A 17,966-nucleotide genomic window follows, 5' to 3' on the forward strand; every position below is an offset into this window, starting at 1 on the left:
TCATAAAAAAGGATGCCGCTAACTGCAACGGCATCCTTTTTTATGTTTTTATTATCCTATAAAAGTTGCTTTTCATATGCTTCTTGGAACTTTTGAATATCTCCTGCGCCCATAAAAACGATAATACTATCAGCATGGCGGCCAAGAACAGATGTGTGCTCTTCCGTTATTATTTCCGCACCTTCAATTTTTTCCTGTAAATCTTTAATCGTCAATTTCCCGTGATTTTCACGTGCAGAACCAAAAATATCACAAAGATAAACTTTATCTGCTTTATTAAGGCTTTCAGCAAAATCATTAAGAAAGGCCTGGGTACGCGAAAATGTATGCGGCTGGAATACAGCTACGATTTCATGGTTTGGATATTTTTGTTTTGCGGCATCAATAGTCGCTTTAATCTCAGTTGGATGATGTGCATAATCATCAATTAGAATTTGCGATCCAAATGTTTTCTCTGAAAATCTTCTTTTTACACCTTCAAATGACAAAAGCCGAGTCGCCACAACATTTACATCAATTTCTTCATAATGGCAAACAGCAATCACTGCTAAGGAGTTCAATACATTATGATCCCCAAACGAAGGGATGAAGAATGAGTGATAGAATGTATTCCGTATGAAGACATCAAAGGTTGTGCCATCTGTTGTTTTCACAATATTTTTAGCTTGATAATCATTTTCTTCCCCGAATCCATAGAACAACACAGGTACCTTCGCTTGAATCTTTTGGAGATGTTCGTCATCTCCACAAGCAAAAATTCCTTTTTTCACCTGAAGAGCCATTTCTTGAAAAGCAGAAAAGACATCCTCAATATTTGCAAAATAGTCAGGGTGATCAAAATCAATATTTGTCATGATTGCATAATCAGGGAAATAGGATAAGAAGTGTCTTCGATACTCGCAAGCTTCAAAAACAAAATACTCTGCGTCTTTCTCTCCTTTACCAGTGCCATCTCCAATTAAAAATGAAGTAGGCATAGCACCTCTCATCACATGGGCAAGCAACCCAGTTGTAGACGTTTTCCCATGTGCGCCTGTAATTGCAACGCTAGTAAAGTTCTGCATAAAATCTCCCAAAAAACGATGGTAACGGACAATAGGAAGGCCAAGCTTCATTGCCTCTTGTATTTCTTCGTGTGTATCAGGAAAAGCATTACCGGCAATTATGGTCATTCCCGGTTTAATATTTTCTTTTTGAAAGGGAAGGATCTTTATTCCTGATTGTTCAAGTGCTAGTTGAGTAAAAAAGCGCTTTTCGACATCGGAGCCCTGTACGTTATAATTCATATCATGTAGTACTTGTGCCAGCGCACTCATCCCCGACCCCTTTATACCTACAAAATGGTAAATAGTCATCTAAAGAACCTCCAACCAACGTCTATCTGTAAAACAGTATATGACTTCTGTCTGCAATTGATAATTGTACTAAGAAATGCGTAGTTTACTTGACTATATGAGTAAAGAGCAACCGTTTAATTGACTGCGGAATTTGCGAACGGAGCTGATTTCTTCATAAAGATTGTAAGATCACTGTGAAGAGACTAGGCAATATCAAAGTTCAAATAGACATGTTTTTTTTATAAATATTTGTTTTTTATACATATAGAATTCACATTTAGATATTATAGCACGATTCCATGATATTTCAATCCACTCATCCATAGAATACTTACGATACACATCCCTAAAGGGGTTATACATATTTCTTGTTGATTAACCACAATCACTTTTTAAAGCAAATGTATTTTAATTATTGACAATTTGAGCTAATCATTGTCATATTTGTTACCAGTTTCATGAATCGATTCCAAATCTGTTGCCGTGATGAGTACATCCCGTGGTTTACTTCCCTTTGAACTGGAAATATACCCTTGCTGCTCCATCATTTCCATTAATCTTGCGGCCCGATTATAACCGATTTTAAACCTTCGCTGCAGGCTGGATGTTGATGCGCTCCCCTGATCGACGACAAATTCACATGCTTCGTAGAAAAGCTCATCCTCTTCCTCTGCTATATGTGCCTTTTTAAGCAGTTCATCCTGCTCAAATAGATAATCCGGATCTCGTTGTTCTCTAACATGAGCAACGACAAGATCGATTTCTTCATCAGAAACAAATGTTCCCTGTAATCTTACCGGTTTCGATGATCCGTTTTCTAAGAAAAGCATGTCCCCGCGACCGAGCAATTTTTCAGCACCACCAATATCTATGATTGTTCTTGAATCCACTTGTGATGAAACAGAAAAGGCGATCCGAGTGGGGATATTAGCTTTTATTAGTCCTGTGATAACATCTACAGATGGTCTTTGTGTCGCAATAATAAGATGGATTCCGCATGCCCTAGCTTTTTGGGCAATTCTACATATCGCCTCTTCAACATCGGCCGGTGACATCATCATTAAATCTGCTAACTCGTCGATAATGATCACAATATACGGCAGCTTATCAGAATACCTTTTATACTGCATAGCTAATTCATTGAATTTGTTAATATCACGGACACCAGTATGGGCAAAAAGCTCATAACGTCTCTCCATTTCGTCTACAGCCCATTTGAGGGCCGCTGTCGCAGCTTTAACATCAGTTATTACCGGGCTAACAAGATGCGGAATTCGATTATATGGCGCTAATTCAACCATTTTTGGATCAATCAACATTAGTTTTAAATCCTCTGGACTTGCTTTATACAAAAGACTGATAAGGAATGTATTAATACAAACACTTTTCCCAGACCCAGTCGCCCCAGCGATTAAACCGTGCGGCATTTTTTTCAAATCCGTTACAATCGGTTTCCCTGAAATATCAAGACCTAAAACAGCGGTTAAAGGTGAACTTGACTCAAGGAAAACTTTACTTTGAATAATTTCACTTATTTGTACCGGCCTTGATTTTTGATTGGGCACCTCAATTCCAATTGTATGTTTTCCAGGAATTGGTGCTTCAATCCTGATATCCCTAGCTGCAAGGCTTAGTTTAATATCATCCGTTAGATTTGTTACCTTATTGACTTTTACTCCAGGTTCAGGCTGTACCTCGAACCGAGTAACAGCTGGACCCTGAGTTACATTAACAACCTTTGCACCGACATTAAAGTTTTCAAGCGTTTGATTTAAGACATTTTCTTGCTCCGCAACCCATTCTGTATCCATTTCCACCACAATCGGAGGGTTTAACAATTGAAAAGTCGGAAATTCATAATTGCCCACCTCAGAGTTTGCGTAAATTTCTGTACTACTTGGGTCAATACTGGCGGCTGCTCTTTCAACTGGTTCTGATAAGACAGGCTGGACAGAGGTGCTTTGATCTTCTTTTCGCTGCTGCTGTCTTTCCTCCCATTTTTGTCTATCCTGCTTTAACATCATGACATTAAATGGAAGATGTGTCCGTTTTGGCTGCTCCGGCTCAGACTGGTCAAGAACATTTTCATTGTTGACTGCTGTAGATTCTTCTGCAACGATTTCGATTTGATCTAATCCTAAATGATCTATGTTGTCATCAATAACAATGTCTGAATGCTCGTTAGAAGGAAGTTTTTCCTCTATAAGTGAAGCTGCGATTTCCACTAAAGCGATTTCTACTTCAGTTTGGCTAGTTTCCACTTCGTTTAAATAATTGCCATTTTCATTTTCATACTTTTGTTCTGTATCGGATTCAGGTTCGTGCTCTGGCTCAATTTCAAGTTCCTTCTCTTGTTCTGGTTCGTGCTCTGGCTCGATTTCAAGTTCCTTCTCTTGTTCTGGCTCGTGCTTTGGCTCGATTTCAAGTTCCTTCTCTTGTTCTGGCTCGTGCTTTGGCTCGATTTCAAGTTCCTTCTCTTGTTCTGGCTCGTGCTTTGGCTCGATTTCAAGTTCCTTCTCTTGTTCTGGCTCGTGCTCTGGCTCTTGTTCGAGTTCGAGTTCAAGTTCAGTCTCATGTTCGAGTACTGCTTCAGAATGAACGGGTGATGCTAAAATCTGTTCCGCTTCTCTGCCTTCATACTCAAATAATGATTGAGGTAGAACGGTTTCATTCAGTAAGGTTTGATTTTCTTCAATCTTTATTGGAAATACAGTTCCTTCGATACGTATTCTTTCCTTGTCTCCCATTGAATTTGGTTGTTCATGTTCAACATCTAAGGTTGCAGCTGGAGTTATTGATCCCGAGTCCCCAATAGCCTTGGATGTTTTATTATTTATCACAGGAATTTCATGGCCAAATGGGGAACCTGTTGAAAAATTGCTCAATTCATATTCGACCACTGTTTCCTTTGGACGATTGAAACCAAAGATGGGCGAAGGAATTTCAGTCGGCCGGAACGGTCCACTGCTATAAATCTTTGGCATTGGCTTTGGAATTGGCTTTGGAATTGGTTCTTTTTTCAACTTATTCGGTTCTTTTTTGAGCTTTACTTCCTGGTCTCTATGTGAATGTGTCTTGTCTTTTGGCTGCTTTTTCCGATGGACATCCTCTTCCTTATGGTTGTTTACGTTTTTATTATCAGGAATGATCGGAAATCGGAAGTGCCCTTTGGGATATTGGTAGGTAATTCTAGCATCAAAATCCTTATTGATGTACTGCTTCTTTTCCGATAAAAGGCGTTTATTGGTATGTAATTCGTGTTGTTCAGCTTCCTCCTCTTTTTTAAACCTTTCAAAAAAATTTTGGATCCAGCTCAAAAAAATCACTCTTTCTACTTTACTATCATTCTATTCTATCAGTTTTCAGCAAGAATTCGACCAAAAAACAAAGAATAGTTCAAATGGCTGAGAGAATAGAAAAGCGGAAGCGCCCAAAAAAAGACCACAATAAAGTGATCCTTTCTGCTTGGTGAATTACTTTTTACTTTTCCCTAAAATAAAAATTGGTTCAAGCTCACCGTCTTCATATAAAAATGACAATGCTGTGATCGGGACGCGTCCGCTTGCAAAAAAACTCATTGCCATTTGGGCGAGTACATCATAACCGGTATTATTACGAATATCAGCAATAATCAACACATCCTGATGTGGCACCGCAAGAACCATCGTCCCCGTTATTTTTTTTTCTATTTGATTTAAAAAGCCTTTATTCAAAATACGGCTCGCATCATAACCATCATTCTTGTTAAGAAAGTAAAAAGTATTTCCAGCAACACTGTCTTCTTTAAGCTCAGTTGATAGCGACCTTACGTTGAATAGAGCAATTTCCCTAATTCTGCTCGCTTCCCACCCTTCTTTTTCCAACAGACGTAAATCAATTAAACGATAGGTCTTGCCCATATCAAAAGCGTAGTAAATCCTTGTCTCCGCTGTATGTTCATCGAACAAAAACTGTACTCCCTCTTCAGATTCACTAGGAAAAGAAGCAGAGCGAATAACAGGAAATATTTTTTTCTCATGATCTGTTAATTGGACTTCATCAACCATAGCATGAAGCCCTTCTTCCACATAATAGACCACTTCATCAATTGCTTTGTCTTTTTCAGTATGCCATTTTGCTATTATACCTGGTAAGGAGACCGTAATTCCTTTGTTGGTAAGCTTATTTTCAATTCTAAGGGTGTCCTTTTTTCGATCGTAAATGATTGATCGGTCTTCTCCCGCTAATCTTGCCTCTAAGGCTCTTTTCATTATTATACTATCCATTGTCATACCATCCTTCTTCAAAGGAACATAAACTCTATTTTACAAAAAAGAGGGTGTCCCAAAAGTGTCTGCCCCTCGCTCTAAACTCAATATATAGCGAAAGACTAAATGAACTTTTGCTGTACATTGCATAGAGAGATCTGACTCTTTCCTTTGAGACATCCTCATTAGCAGTTTGTTTATTTTAATCCATTAATGAAATTTTCGATTTCCTCTTGCGTTTTTCGATCTTTGCTAACAAAGCGTCCTAATTCTTTTCCATCCTCAAAAGCAATAAAGCTAGGAATTCCGTATACATCAAGCTGCTGGCACACTTCGATAAATTCATCGCGATCTATATGCACAAAGGTAAATTGGGTAAATTTCGCTTCCACTTCGGGCAAAAATGGCTCCATAAACCTGCAATCAGAGCACCAGCCGGCCGAAAACACAAATAGATGTTTACCTTCATTTTTTAATTGTTCAAATTGTTCGATCGATTCTAAGTTCTTCATATGATCATCATGCCTCCTTATTTATTAATCTTAACAGAATTAACAATTTTCATCATTATTTTGGCTTCTTCCTGTAAACTGCTTGTCTTCGTTTCAGATGTCAGTTTACTGCCACCTTTTTTATATTGATATTGCCCCACCAATAAATTCACAATATGTGTAAACATATCGATTCTGTTAATCACACCATTTGTAAAAATACCAATAGCACCTTCGTGCTTGCGGACATTTTGCATTTTTGCATAATCATCCATCACGGGTCCCAGTTCTTCCCCAGCTCTTAGCCTTATGGAAATTTGTTCAGGAAGCAGCAGCCTTGCTCCCCCAGCAATAATCGGTTCAAGATCTTTTGAAGCAAGGGCTCCCCAATTGCAAAGAAGCAGCCCTTCGCTTGTTTCCTGCACTCCTCCTTCCAGTCCAATAGCTATATCCCCACTCCCCTGTAGCAAAGCATTTACGGCCCGATTTCTAGCTCCATTTATAGTCTCTTCATCTGAAAAAGGCTGTTCATTGACACCTGAGGGGATGTCCAAGGAAATAAATTCGCAATTTCCATCACGAAAAGCATTTTTTACAGCTTGGTTTTTAGCTGGATTTTTCGATCCGATGATAATTTTCATAGTAGATTCTCTCTCCTTTAGCACGGTAAAAAGGAGGCTAATGAAAATGCCTCCTAAACAGTTTTTTTAATTATTAGCTATTTGCTTTAATTGTATCCACTGTAGTCTGATCACATGCCTTGACCAATTTTACGATTAATTCTTTGGCAGCAGCATAATCATCAACGTGAATAATCGATGCATGTGTATGAATATAGCGCGAGCAAATACCGATAACCGCACTTGGTACACCTTCATTTGAAAGATGAACCTGACCGGCATCCGTACCTCCAGGTGACACAAAATATTGATATGGAATTTGGTATTTTTCGGCTGTATCAAGGACAAATTCCTTTATTCCCCTGTGTGTTACCATCGAGCGGTCAAGGATTCTTACTAAGGTTCCTTTCCCTAAATGGCCAAACTCAGATTTTTTTCCAGTCATATCGTTTGCAGGACTTGCATCCAAGGCAAAGAAGATGTCAGGTTTAATCATATTTGCCGCTGTCCGGGACCCGCGCAAACCAACTTCCTCCTGCACAGTTGCTCCAGAGTATAGGATATTCGGTAATGTTTCATCCTTTACCTCTTTTAAAAGCTCTATTGCCAGCCCGCAGCCATAGCGATTATCCCATGCCTTCGCCATAATTTTCTTTTCATTTGCCATCGGAGTAAATGGGCAAATTGGAAGAACTGGCTGTCCGGGTTTAATTCCAATTTTCTCTGCATCCTCGCGGTCATCGGCTCCAATATCAATCAGCATATTACTAATTTCCATTGGTTTGTTCTTCTTTGATTCATCCAGCAAATGTGGAGGGATTGAACTGATCACTCCAATGACAGGACCATTTGCCGTCATTATTTGAACACGCTGTGCTAGAAGGACCTGGTTCCACCATCCGCCGAGCGGTTGAAAGCGCAGCATTCCATTATCTGTAATCGCTGTTACCATAAAACCAACTTCATCCATGTGTCCTGCCACCATGATCGTTGGCCCATTTACATTTCCTGTTTTCACGCCAAAAATACTTCCTAGGTTATCTTGAACAATCTTATCTGAATACAAGGATAATTGTTCTCTCATGAAATTTCTTACTAAATGTTCATTCCCAGACGCCCCAGGCAACTCAGTTAACGTTTTAAACAGCTTTACTGTTTGTTCCTCCATAAATAGGCTCCTTTAGATCTTTTTATTGTCTAGCTACAGCGCCCAGCGGCTAGTGTACTTCGCCCATCTCCCTACGATAAGTCAAGCACGAATACGCTAACGCTCTTCGTGTTTCCTTTGCCGCGTATTAACGGGCAGTAGATTCTCAACTGCCCGTAAAAACCCGGTTGGCTCAACTAACAATCATCGAGAAAAGCACTCGCTGATTGAAGGTTCGCCTTATCTCAGTCGATGTGCTCCAGTCCATACGCCGCTTAACGGGCGCTTCCGCTTTTCTATTCTTATGTATACACTTATTGTACCGAAGTTTAGCACTCCTTACCAACAATTCACTTTTTTCGGGTGCGATTATATTAGGTTTCTCCATCTCAAATCGGCTATACTGAGAAAAGAATGAGGAAAATATTGGGGGGAAGAAAATGAACTGGAAACCGTTTATTGTTGGGGCAGCAATCGGTTTAATCGGCGGATATACTGTTAAAGAAGTCATCTCCAAAAAAATAAATGTATCACCCGAAAAGGTATTGGAGCGGGTAAAGAATCAATTTAAACAGCATGGACAGATAAGCGGTTCTTGGATTCATATGGAGGCTAAGCCATTTGAAAAAGAGCAACTTTCCTACAATGTATATAAAGGCGGCATTTCAAAACAAGAAAATGGGACGCAAAAGCAATTCGAATTTATCGCTGATGCTTCAACCGGGACAATTATTGATATCTATCCTTTATCAATGTAACAGAGCTGCTTTGCAGCAACATCCATTATTATTTACTTTTGCAAACAGGCAGATAACCAAAAGGCTAGTCAGCAGACTAGCCTTTTTTAATTGCCACTAATTATTTATATTTTACTTCACAGCGGTAGATCCGATTTCCTTGTTCAGAAAATTTTTGTTCGTATTCTGTCATAATATTTCCTTCAAAATCACTTTGATGGAGATCAAGGCTGATATATTTCAGCAAAAGCCCATATTGAGAAAAACTCATTAATGAATATTCAAACAGACCTTGATTGTCTGTTTTGAAATGAATTTCTCCAGCATCTCTTAGGATGCTCCCATACAAATTAAGATAATTTTTATAGGTTAAGCGTCTTTTCTCATGGCGCGTTTTTGGCCAAGGATCAGAAAAATTTAAGTAAATCCGGTCAACATCATTCTTTGCAAAAAACTTTCCCAAGTCATTTGCATTTACATTTAGAAGCTTAACATTTGGTAAATCAGCTTCAATAAGTCGATCTAAAGCGGCAACAATTACGCTTTGATACACTTCAATACCAATGTAATTAATATCGGGGTTAGCTTTTGCCATTTCGGTAATAAACCGGCCTTTTCCACTGCCAATTTCAATATGGAGCGGCTGCTGGATTGCAAATGGTTCTTGCCAGTTACCTTTATACATTTCAGGATCGGCAACAACATATTGAGGATATTGATCTATTCTTTCCTTTGCCCAAGGTTTATGTCTTAGTCGCATTACTTACACTCCTAAATAATCATATCCTTCAAACGATATCATGCAAAGAGTACACTTTCAAGTCTATTTTCCCAATTTTTATTCGATTAATGATGAACGAGAGAAAGTTTTCAATGTATAAACGAAAAAAGGAATTCACATGCTATAGTGAATTCCTTTTTAGCCTAATAAGAAAGGGTGTATTTTTATGCCATTAGGTCATCAAGATCAAGTAACCTTATTAAAGGATATATTAAGTAACCATCAAACAGATTGCTGCGGATCGGTTTCCGAGTGTGAACAATTGGAACGATTAGTTAAATCCCTTATGGTAAACACACAAGTTGATCAAAACGTTAAAAGTATATTGGAAGAAGTGTATAACTACAGCCAGCACGGTGCACAAACCACCGATTTAGATCAGCATATATTATCCAACCAAGACAACCTTTCCCAATGGGTTACGAATATTGATCAATTTTCGTAATTAATAAATACTATTTAAAAAGTGTACCCATTTGTTCATTTCTTGAAAACGCTCTTTGCTTTTATGCCATTGAATCGAAGATAAGGTTTGAAGTGCAACGTACCATTTCATCCTTAGCTTTAAATTACTCGTCACTTTTATACCATACATGGCGAGCCATTTTTCCCAGTTTTCTTCAGGGATATACCAATAGAGAAGTAAACCTAAATCAATAGCCGGGTCAGCAATCATTGCCCCATCCCAATCGATAAGATACAACTGGTTGTTTTCTGCAAGCAGCCAGTTGTTGTGATTTACATCCCCGTGACAAACTACTTTAACCTCACTGAAAACATTTCCTTCTTCTTTTTTCAGAAAGGAAATTGTTTTTTTTACTTCCGGAAAATTAAGAACATCTTCATCCAATTGGTCCATTACCATTTTAAAAAGGGTTCCGGGTTGTAAAGGCTCTTTTCCTAACCGGCTGAGCATTCCAAGGAGCGGCTCTGAAAGATGAATTTTCCGTAACAGATTGGCAACGCGTTCTTGAGTCATCTCGAGCGGTTTTAACTCCCTGCCACTAAGCCATTGCTGAGCAGTTATCACATCGCCGTTTTCCAATCTTTTAGTCCAAACAAGCTTTGGGACGATTCCTTCCGCTGATAATACAGCAAGAAAAGGAGAGGAATTTCGCTTTAGAAAAAGTCTCTGATCCTCATGACTTGCAAAAAAGGCTTCCCCTGTAGCTCCTCCCGCAGGGACAATTTCCCATTCTTGTCCTAATATATGTTCCAAAATTGTTCACCTTCAATTTATCCCGTCTAATGGGTAAACCCATCAATATACAGAAGTAAGATCCATGCAGCTGAAAGGTTTTTGTTGATGAACACTAACAGCTTTATATTTTGTAAAAATAAAAAAATAGCTATTGATACCTTCATACACAATAGCTATCCTTATAAATTTTATCTCGGATAGGCTTTTATAGTCAAGCTTATCTACAAAAATCATTGTTTTTATCTTTTAACACAGAATTATTATTGATAGAAGGCAATTACTTTTGTGCAAAAATATTTAAGCTTACCGGTTCTAAGCCAATTTCATGGACAGCTATTTTTCGAAGCGGATGGATGGCAGCGCATTTTTCGTCTGCAAATACAGACCATTCACCCTCAGGCATCTTAACTAGTTGTGTTTTCTGACTTGGATTTATTAACATCCTTACTTCACGAAAATCCCCAGGCCCATTATGATAAGAAAAGCCAATAACAGGATGCTGGATTGGTAGTGTTTTCATATTTTTGCATATTTCCTTCGCTGTCCTTAAACGGAAACAAGCGAAATGCTTTCTAATTTTAATAATCCCACTGATGTACTCAACATTCTCTCTATACTGCCATTTCCGATCCCAATCAAGTTGATTAACGGAATCTGGGGAACGGTAGCTATTACCGATACCGAATTTTGTTCGGAGAAATTCCTGGCCGCTGTGAAGAAATGGAATACCTTGAGCTAGCAGAACAATGCTTGTCGCGAGTCGATGATAGTTTATTAATATGGACTCATTCTCATTTGGAAAGCAGCTCTTAAGCTTATCCCACATCGTATGGTTATCATGGCATTCAACATAATTCACTGTTTGAAACGGTTCATTAAATAATACATTATCCTTATTCAGAAAACCAATACTGCCGGCAATTCCCTCCCTCGCCGCTTCATAATAATGCTCATTTCCGAATGCATAGCCTTTGTCATATAGATTAAATGTGCTGCCTTTAATTGAATCCCGGAACCTGTCATTAAATTGGGCTATCCGTGGAATTTCTGCTTGATTTTGCAGTGCAGCCTTTTCTTCATACCTGAGCGGAGTATTAAGGTTCCAGCCCTCTCCAATTAGCAAAATTCCCTTCTGTAAACGATCGCACATATCTCTGACGTCATTCATTGTTTTTATGTCCAAAATACCCATTAAATCAAACCGGAACCCATCAACGTGATACTCTTCAATCCAAAATCGAATCGAATCGATAATAAATTTTCTTACCATTAGCCGTTCGGAAGCAAGATCATTGCCAACTCCGGTTCCGTTCGATGGAAGTCCAAATTCATTATGACGGAAATAATAGCCAGGTACCACTTTTTCAAATGAGGATTGTTCGCGCTTATAGACATGATTATAAACAACATCCATGATCACGCGCAGTCCTTCCTGATGAATTTGCTCGATCAATCGCTTTAATTCATTAATTCTTGTATACGGATTAGCCGGGTTAGTCGCATAGCTTCCATCTGGGACATTATAATGGAGGGGGTTGTAGCCCCAATTATATTCTTCGGTTTGTTTAGATTCATCGACACCTGCGAAATCATTAAAGGGGAGAAATTCAATATGAGTAATACCCATAGCTTTTACGTAGGACAGGCCTGTTAATTGTCCGTATTTTCCTTTAGTTTCTGTCTCCCCGGCCCCAAGGTATAAACCTTTATGCTTTATCCCGCTTTCTTGATGAATGGTAAAGTCTCTTATATGGGTTTCATAGATAATGGCGTCCACCGGGTGCTCAAAAGGAGGCAAAATTGTTCTTTCACTGTTCGTTTTCCCCATTTTCACAATGACTCCAAGTTCACCATTAGCCGTAACGGCATTTACATAAGGGTCGACTGCTTCCCTCCATTCCAAATTGACACAAATTAGAAAGGAATAACGGTAGTATTCTAAGTCGCGATTGATAACAGCCTCCCAAACCCCTTTACTTTCCCTTTTCATTTTGACCATTTCGTTAAAGTCTTCCTCAGGATGTCTAAGTTTAATTTTTACTTGAGAAGCAGTTGGAGCCCAAAGCTTAAAAGCGGTCTGACCGTTTTCACATATAACTCCTAGGTCATCCCCGCTATAATAAAATTTTTCATCGAATGCGTCTGTCCGAATTACAGCTCCAATCTGAAGGTCTGTTTGTCCCCCATACTCATCAATGATCCAATTTGTCTTTTCAAATAAAATTTCACCGTCCAAATAACAAATATATTTATGAAAATCATCCATTCGTTTCGTTTCAATAATTTTCAGTGGTTTGTTCTCAGTACCGCAAGATACGGTGAACGAAGCGGAAAATCCATTGTGATAAGAAAGTGGAAGAAGAATCGTAATGATATTCATCTCGTCTAGATATGCTTGAAAAAGCCTCTTATTGAAATCCATTCGTTTCCCTCACTTTCAAATCAACCTCGCTAAAATAGGCAATCGCCCTTGCAGAAGCCTTTTTAGTTACTAATATAGGATACTTTTTTCATAAGATCGTCCTTGCCTGCTTCACTCATCCTTTTCCACTATTCCCCATTCCGCTCGTATATTGCTTGTCGTCTGACAGTACTGTAAGAGAACCCTTGCTCCTTTTAGTTGGGTGTGTTTTAAGGGTGATTTTAAGGACCTCATTAACTGAAACCACTGTTCAAAGTTCCGAGCTTCTGCAATTTCAATATCAACAGGAGCTGAAGGATAATCAATATACCCATTACGGCTTACTAATAATTTATGTATTGGGAAATCAATTTCGTGCATCTTGAAAATATTTCGAACGATTCTTTCCGTTCGATTTAAAGTAAGCATGGGATTTAATATCTTCTTTTCCTCCTTATTTGTACGTTTCAACCAAAAACGCTCACTTGATCCAACAAAAACTGCCGAGTCCTCCTCCTCAACAAAAGTGATACACCACGCGTCTGTCGGGGTTAACAAAATCACTTCTACCTCAATCGGTGCTTTTTTTAAAAGGAAGACAGGTCTGTAAAGGACTAAAAACGTATCAGGAAATCGTTGCAGAAAGAACTTTAAATTTTCTTCGAAATAATATTTTGAATGAATAAAAGATTTTTCCAATACGGTAGAACTTGCCCATTTTAATTGAAACCGATAAAGCTGATCTAAGAATTGCCGTTTTAATTCGTCAATTGTTTCAGGCATATAGGAAAATGATGCAGTAAATTCCAATGGGTCCTCCTCGCTTGGAGTTGGAAACACTTGATTTATATCTTGGTTATTTTTTTTTTGATTATGTTTAAATAAACCAGTTAACTTTTTAAAAAAAGCTGGTTTGTCGTTTTCGTTTTCTTCTTCCCATTCAAGTAAAGATTGCGGAAAGGAAAGATTGGCAGCATCTACCCCTTCATTTTCCCAATTCGTTCTCGTCCGCTCCCATTGTTGTTTTTTCAAGCGCACAAACCGAGATGGATACGTGAAAATATCCTGCTCGTAGCGCGAAATATAATCTTGAAGCTTTATTAACTGTCCCATTGCTATCTTTCCTGCCTTCTACCTTATCTGGAATTGTCTAAGGAAAATAATCTGATTGCTTCATACTTTGGAGTTTTGTCTAGATGGGTCTGATATAGGGCAATATCCGTCACTGTAAATGCTAGCGGCTCCGGCTGGAGTTCCTTCCACACTGCAAATGCATCTTTTTGAAACGGTTCCTCCCCTGCCCATTTTCTCGCTAATGTTATATGTGGCCGAAACGGCCTTGTTTCAAGTTTAAACCCTGCCTCATCACAAGCTGTAAATACCTTCTGTCTTATTAATTGTAACTCATTGCTTTCCTCAGTATCAGCAAAAAAAATCCGAGGACTATCTTGTTTTCCAAAAAAGCCAAGACGATCAATCCTCAACTGGATTGGCTTTGATCCAAGAATTTTCTCTGCAGCCTTTTTTTCAGCCATTTCAAGTTTTTCAGAAGGTGCATACCCTAGAAAAGCTAATGTAATATGCAAATCCCGATGGTGGACCCAACGGTGAAAGGGAAGGGTCTCCTTTAATTTCTCACAATGTTCTTTCATTGCAAGCTTTGTATCTTCCGGTAATTTTACGGCAAAGAAAAAATGCGTCTTTTGCTCCATTCGTTTCTCAATTCCTTTCTTATACATTATATTAGCAAATTGATGGATTTTTGGCTTAAACCGCTAGTAGTATCTTTTGCATGATTTCCGAAAAGAATTTATTTATGATACATTTCAGTTAAAACTGTTGATTTCCGCTCCCAGCAACATAATGGCAAGAACAACAATGAACTTTACTATATCAAGTAAACACAAAAAGACGTGCATTTGGTTTAAGCACGTCTTTTGTGTTATGGTATTTATTTTTGGTTCATTTGGCTCCCGCACTGATGGGTAATTTCAGCTTCAAATAATGCTTGAAGCCTTTTAGTAATGGTCCCTGGAACACCACTGTTTACTTGGTTCCCATCAATTTCAATCACCGGCATAACTTCAGAAGTTGTACTAGAAAGAAAGACTTCATCTGCTGCTTTTAATTCCTCCAATGTAAACGTACGCTCTTCAACTGCTATTCCGTTTTCCGCACAAACGCTAAGGATGACATCTTTGGTAATCCCTTTTAAAATAAGCTGGTCAGATGCATGTGTAATGATCACTTCATTATTCACGATAAAAATATTAGATGAACTGCCTTCGGTCACTTCCTGACCGCGGGATTGAATCGCTTCATAACAGCCATTCTCTGCAGCCCTTTGTTTTGCTAATATGTTACCGAGCAGGTTTAAGCTTTTAATATCACAGCGCAGCCAGCGGATATCCTCTACGAGATGGGCTTTAACACCCCTGCTTAACTTTTCCTGAGGACGCGGAAGCTTATTTGTATATGCAACGAGGGTTGGTGTTACAACTCCAGGCGGAAAGGCATGGGTTCGGGGAGCAACACCTCTAGTAGCCTGCATGTAAATAGTACCAAGCTGTAGGTTGTTTTTGGAAATTAGTTCCTCAAGCATTCCAGTGAGCTCCTCGATTTTATAGCCTAATGTAATGTTAATACTCTCGGCACTTCGAAAAAATCTTTGTAAATGTTCCTTTGCTGTAAACATTTTTCCATTATAGACACGGATCACCTCGTAGATTCCATCCCCAAACTGATAGCCCCGGTCTTCCACATCCACCTTTGCATTCGAACGTTCAATGATATCTCCATTTAAAATAGCCCATTTCATTCTTCAAAATCTCCTCCGTTATGATTCTTTACTTTGCTAATTCATAGATTGCTTGTGCATAAATGGCCGTTGCCTTTAGTAAATCTTCAATTACAATATATTCATCCTTTTGATGGGCAATATCTGGCCTGCCGGGAAACAGCGGGCCAAAAGCGACTCCTGACGTAAGTGATCTGGCATACGTGCCACCGCCGATTGCCATTAATTCTGCTTTTTCCCCGGTTTGCTCTTCATAAACCTTCTTTAGGGTTTGAATAAGGAATTCCTTTTCATCTACGAAATGTGGCTTTGAATCGGTAAAATTTTCAATCGTAAATCCTTCTTTGCTAACGCACTGTTGTAGTTTTTCTTTTGTCTCTTCCATTTGGTTTGTGACCGGATATCTTAAATTCAAGCCTACTTTTCCACGAGATTCCTTCGAATAAGAAAGTTTGCCAACATTAATCGTTACTTCTCCTGAAAGATCGTCAGCAAATGCAACCCCAAGGTTAACTCCTCTTGAATCATTAAAAAAGTAATGGGAAACAAAGTGAAAAAAGAGTGCAGCCTGTGCATCAATATTTTGCTTGGATAGGAATTCAGCTAAGAACAAGCCAGCGTTCTTACCATTATTTGGTTCCATGCCATGTGCTGAAACCCCTTTTACTTCGAGACTCAGCTCATCCTTTTCTAATTGATATTGACTTTCTAAGCCAAATTGGTTCATGAAATGAGTAAATTCCTGAGCCTTTTCCGTTTGCTGCTCAGAAATTCGAATAGTTGCTTTTGCATAATCTGGCACCATGTTGTATCTTCTTCCTGACAGAAAGCTTTGAACTTCCATCAATGAATCATGATTTTCATAGTCACTCTTTCCTTGAACGAAGTCAAAATCTGAAATTCCTTTTTCCGCATTGATGATGGGAAAGTCGGCATCGGGGGCAAATCCCAAGGTCGGCATTTCTTCCTTCTCAAAGTAATGGTTGACACAGCGCCAATTACTCTCCTCGTCTGTTCCAATAATCATCCGAACCCGCTTTTGCAGCGGCAAACCTAGCTCTTTCACAATTTTCATCGCATAGTAAGCAGCCATTGTTGGTCCTTTATCATCTAATGCACCTCGTGCATAGATTTTCCCTTCACGGATTTCAGCAGCGAATGGGTCGCTTAACCAGCCATCCCCCTCTGGGACAACATCAACATGGCAAAGTATTCCGAGCAGCTCCTCTCCTTCGCCAAATTCAAGATGACCTGCCAGATTCCCAACATTTTTTGCTGTAAACCCATCCTTTTCTCCCAGTTTCAGCATAAAATCAAGGGCCTCTTTTACTCCCTTACCAAGCGGAGCGTCGGGAGAAGCGTTTTCTTCATCTAATAAACTTTTAATATGTAATAGTTCTTGTGCATTCATAATGAGTGCTTCTTTTCTCTTTTCTACTTCACTCATCCAGTCAATTTTGGTCAATGGAGGATCCTCCTATAAGAAAATAGTTGTGCCTTTATTATTATTGCAAATAATTTAACCATTTTCTTTTATTAAGCAAAAAAATATGTAAGAAATCTTTCCATTCTCTTAGTTATTTAGATAATCATGTGTTAGAATTCTCTTTAAAATATTCCTTTGGTATTTTACCCATTACTTTCTACGGATAAAAATATTTTATTTTCAAAAATTTCAAATAATTTGGTATATTTTTACTATAAATCCATATTCTATAGTAAAACATCTAGAAGGAGGAATTAAGAAGAATTTAGAATATTTTAACATAAGCTTAATAATTATGGTGGAAATTTTCAGAAATTGTGGGTACAATAATATCAGAGGTAGGACATCATTGAATGGAACGCCAGCGTTCCATAAAAAGGGGTTGTCTGTAAAAAAGAAAATTACATACGTTGAAGATTTTTCTTCAAAGAGGCGTCGGTCGCAGGAATTTGCCATAGGTTTGAAAAAAGGATAGGGAGTGGTTCTTTGAAACCTTCAACTAACCGGATGTTAAACCGTATTAAATGCATCTACATGTTTATCCACAAAAACGGTACTGTGACAACACAGGAACTTGTAGAGGAATTTGGTATCACTCCTCGCACCATCCAAAGGGACTTAAATGTCTTAGCCTATAATGACTTAGTAATAAGCCCCAGTCGTGGAAAATGGACGACAACACAGAAGAAAGTAAAATTATCCTCTTAACAAATCTATTTAG

General features: G+C 38.6%; 16 protein-coding genes. 3 read left to right on the plus strand and 13 right to left on the minus strand.

Going from position 1 to position 17,966, the window contains the following annotated elements; genetic code table 11:
* Window positions 1-56: 56 nt before the first annotated feature.
* From murC to JN080_RS03985, 6 genes are all read right to left on the minus strand, one after another.
* The gene (gene murC, locus JN080_RS03960) at window positions 57-1,355 is read right to left on the minus strand and encodes a UDP-N-acetylmuramate--L-alanine ligase (RefSeq protein WP_256234609.1); all 1,299 of its coding nucleotides are present in this window, start codon (window positions 1,353-1,355) and stop codon (window positions 57-59) included.
* A gap of 410 nt (window positions 1,356-1,765) precedes the next feature.
* Window positions 1,766-4,654 carry a DNA translocase FtsK gene (locus JN080_RS03965; protein WP_256234610.1) on the minus strand — a complete coding sequence of 963 codons (2,889 nt, stop codon included), beginning with the start codon at window positions 4,652-4,654 and terminating at the stop codon, window positions 1,766-1,768.
* A 156-nt stretch (window positions 4,655-4,810) separates the two neighbouring features.
* A complete protein-coding gene (locus JN080_RS03970; RefSeq protein WP_256234611.1) occupies window positions 4,811-5,602 on the minus strand; it encodes a DUF1444 domain-containing protein in 792 nt (263 codons plus the stop codon).
* Between the two features lie 179 nt (window positions 5,603-5,781).
* A complete protein-coding gene (locus JN080_RS03975) occupies window positions 5,782-6,117 on the minus strand; it encodes a thioredoxin family protein (protein WP_309144653.1) in 336 nt (111 codons plus the stop codon).
* Window positions 6,114-6,716: a DUF84 family protein gene (locus tag JN080_RS03980; protein ID WP_309144652.1), complete on the minus strand. Its 603-nt coding sequence runs from the start codon at window positions 6,714-6,716 to the stop codon at window positions 6,114-6,116. The genes JN080_RS03975 and JN080_RS03980 overlap by 4 nt, the downstream gene beginning before the upstream one ends.
* A gap of 73 nt (window positions 6,717-6,789) precedes the next feature.
* On the minus strand, window positions 6,790-7,863 hold the full coding sequence (locus JN080_RS03985; RefSeq protein ID WP_256234613.1) for a M42 family metallopeptidase: 1,074 nt from the start codon (window positions 7,861-7,863) through the stop codon (window positions 6,790-6,792).
* A 419-nt stretch (window positions 7,864-8,282) separates the two neighbouring features.
* On the opposite strand from JN080_RS03985, the gene JN080_RS03990 reads away from it, so the two are divergent.
* The gene (locus JN080_RS03990; RefSeq protein ID WP_256234614.1) at window positions 8,283-8,600 is read left to right on the plus strand and encodes a PepSY domain-containing protein; all 318 of its coding nucleotides are present in this window, start codon (window positions 8,283-8,285) and stop codon (window positions 8,598-8,600) included.
* A gap of 100 nt (window positions 8,601-8,700) precedes the next feature.
* Here the strand turns inward: JN080_RS03990 and trmB are convergent, their stop codons facing one another.
* Entirely contained in the window at window positions 8,701-9,339 is a 639-nt protein-coding gene (gene trmB / locus JN080_RS03995; protein WP_256234615.1) for a tRNA (guanosine(46)-N7)-methyltransferase TrmB, read from the minus strand.
* Between the two features lie 187 nt (window positions 9,340-9,526).
* Here trmB and JN080_RS04000 point away from each other — a divergent pair, with 187 nt between their 5' ends.
* Window positions 9,527-9,805, plus strand: a complete 279-nt coding sequence (locus JN080_RS04000) for a YtzH-like family protein (RefSeq protein ID WP_256234616.1) — start codon at window positions 9,527-9,529, stop codon at window positions 9,803-9,805.
* On the opposite strand, the gene JN080_RS04005 is transcribed toward JN080_RS04000, so the two are convergent.
* The 6 genes from JN080_RS04005 to pepV form a co-directional block, all read right to left on the minus strand.
* Complete coding sequence (locus JN080_RS04005) at window positions 9,806-10,579, minus strand: phosphotransferase family protein (RefSeq protein ID WP_256234617.1); 774 nt, start codon at window positions 10,577-10,579, stop codon at window positions 9,806-9,808.
* A gap of 259 nt (window positions 10,580-10,838) precedes the next feature.
* A complete protein-coding gene (gene pulA / locus JN080_RS04010) occupies window positions 10,839-12,983 on the minus strand; it encodes a type I pullulanase (RefSeq protein ID WP_256234618.1) in 2,145 nt (714 codons plus the stop codon).
* Window positions 12,984-13,094: 111 nt separating this feature from the next.
* Window positions 13,095-14,075 (minus strand): NERD domain-containing protein, encoded by a 981-nt coding sequence (locus tag JN080_RS04015; protein ID WP_256234619.1) that lies wholly within the window; start codon window positions 14,073-14,075, stop codon window positions 13,095-13,097.
* Window positions 14,076-14,098: 23 nt separating this feature from the next.
* Window positions 14,099-14,674 carry an RNA 2',3'-cyclic phosphodiesterase gene (gene thpR / locus JN080_RS04020; protein ID WP_256234620.1) on the minus strand — a complete coding sequence of 192 codons (576 nt, stop codon included), beginning with the start codon at window positions 14,672-14,674 and terminating at the stop codon, window positions 14,099-14,101.
* Window positions 14,675-14,913: 239 nt separating this feature from the next.
* A complete protein-coding gene (gene dat, locus JN080_RS04025) occupies window positions 14,914-15,780 on the minus strand; it encodes a D-amino-acid transaminase (RefSeq protein ID WP_256234621.1) in 867 nt (288 codons plus the stop codon).
* A gap of 28 nt (window positions 15,781-15,808) precedes the next feature.
* Window positions 15,809-17,224, minus strand: a complete 1,416-nt coding sequence (pepV, locus tag JN080_RS04030; protein WP_256234622.1) for a dipeptidase PepV — start codon at window positions 17,222-17,224, stop codon at window positions 15,809-15,811.
* Between the two features lie 507 nt (window positions 17,225-17,731).
* On the opposite strand from pepV, the gene JN080_RS04035 reads away from it, so the two are divergent.
* Entirely contained in the window at window positions 17,732-17,953 is a 222-nt protein-coding gene (locus JN080_RS04035; protein WP_256234623.1) for a DeoR family transcriptional regulator, read from the plus strand.
* Window positions 17,954-17,966 lie beyond the last annotated feature (13 nt).

This window comes from Bacillus sp. EB600, assembly GCF_024494385.1.
Taxonomy (GTDB): Bacteria; Bacillota; Bacilli; order Bacillales; family Cytobacillaceae; genus JAEVLT01.

What these genes read in the sequence shown, in the direction of transcription:
- murC (WP_256234609.1), bottom strand. Translation starts at nt 1,355, where the DNA reads ATGACTATTTACCATTTTGTAGGTATAAAGGGGTCGGGGATGAGTGCG.
- JN080_RS03970 (WP_256234611.1), bottom strand. Translation starts at nt 5,602, where the DNA reads ATGGATAGTATAATAATGAAAAGAGCCTTAGAGGCAAGATTAGCGGGA.
- JN080_RS03980 (WP_309144652.1), bottom strand. Translation starts at nt 6,716, where the DNA reads ATGAAAATTATCATCGGATCGAAAAATCCAGCTAAAAACCAAGCTGTA.
- JN080_RS03985 (WP_256234613.1), bottom strand. Translation starts at nt 7,863, where the DNA reads ATGGAGGAACAAACAGTAAAGCTGTTTAAAACGTTAACTGAGTTGCCT.
- JN080_RS03990 (WP_256234614.1), top strand. Translation starts at nt 8,283, where the DNA reads ATGAACTGGAAACCGTTTATTGTTGGGGCAGCAATCGGTTTAATCGGC.
- trmB (WP_256234615.1), bottom strand. Translation starts at nt 9,339, where the DNA reads ATGCGACTAAGACATAAACCTTGGGCAAAGGAAAGAATAGATCAATAT.
- JN080_RS04000 (WP_256234616.1), top strand. Translation starts at nt 9,527, where the DNA reads ATGCCATTAGGTCATCAAGATCAAGTAACCTTATTAAAGGATATATTA.
- pulA (WP_256234618.1), bottom strand. Translation starts at nt 12,983, where the DNA reads ATGGATTTCAATAAGAGGCTTTTTCAAGCATATCTAGACGAGATGAAT.
- JN080_RS04015 (WP_256234619.1), bottom strand. Translation starts at nt 14,075, where the DNA reads ATGGGACAGTTAATAAAGCTTCAAGATTATATTTCGCGCTACGAGCAG.
- thpR (WP_256234620.1), bottom strand. Translation starts at nt 14,674, where the DNA reads ATGGAGCAAAAGACGCATTTTTTCTTTGCCGTAAAATTACCGGAAGAT.
- dat (WP_256234621.1), bottom strand. Translation starts at nt 15,780, where the DNA reads ATGAAATGGGCTATTTTAAATGGAGATATCATTGAACGTTCGAATGCA.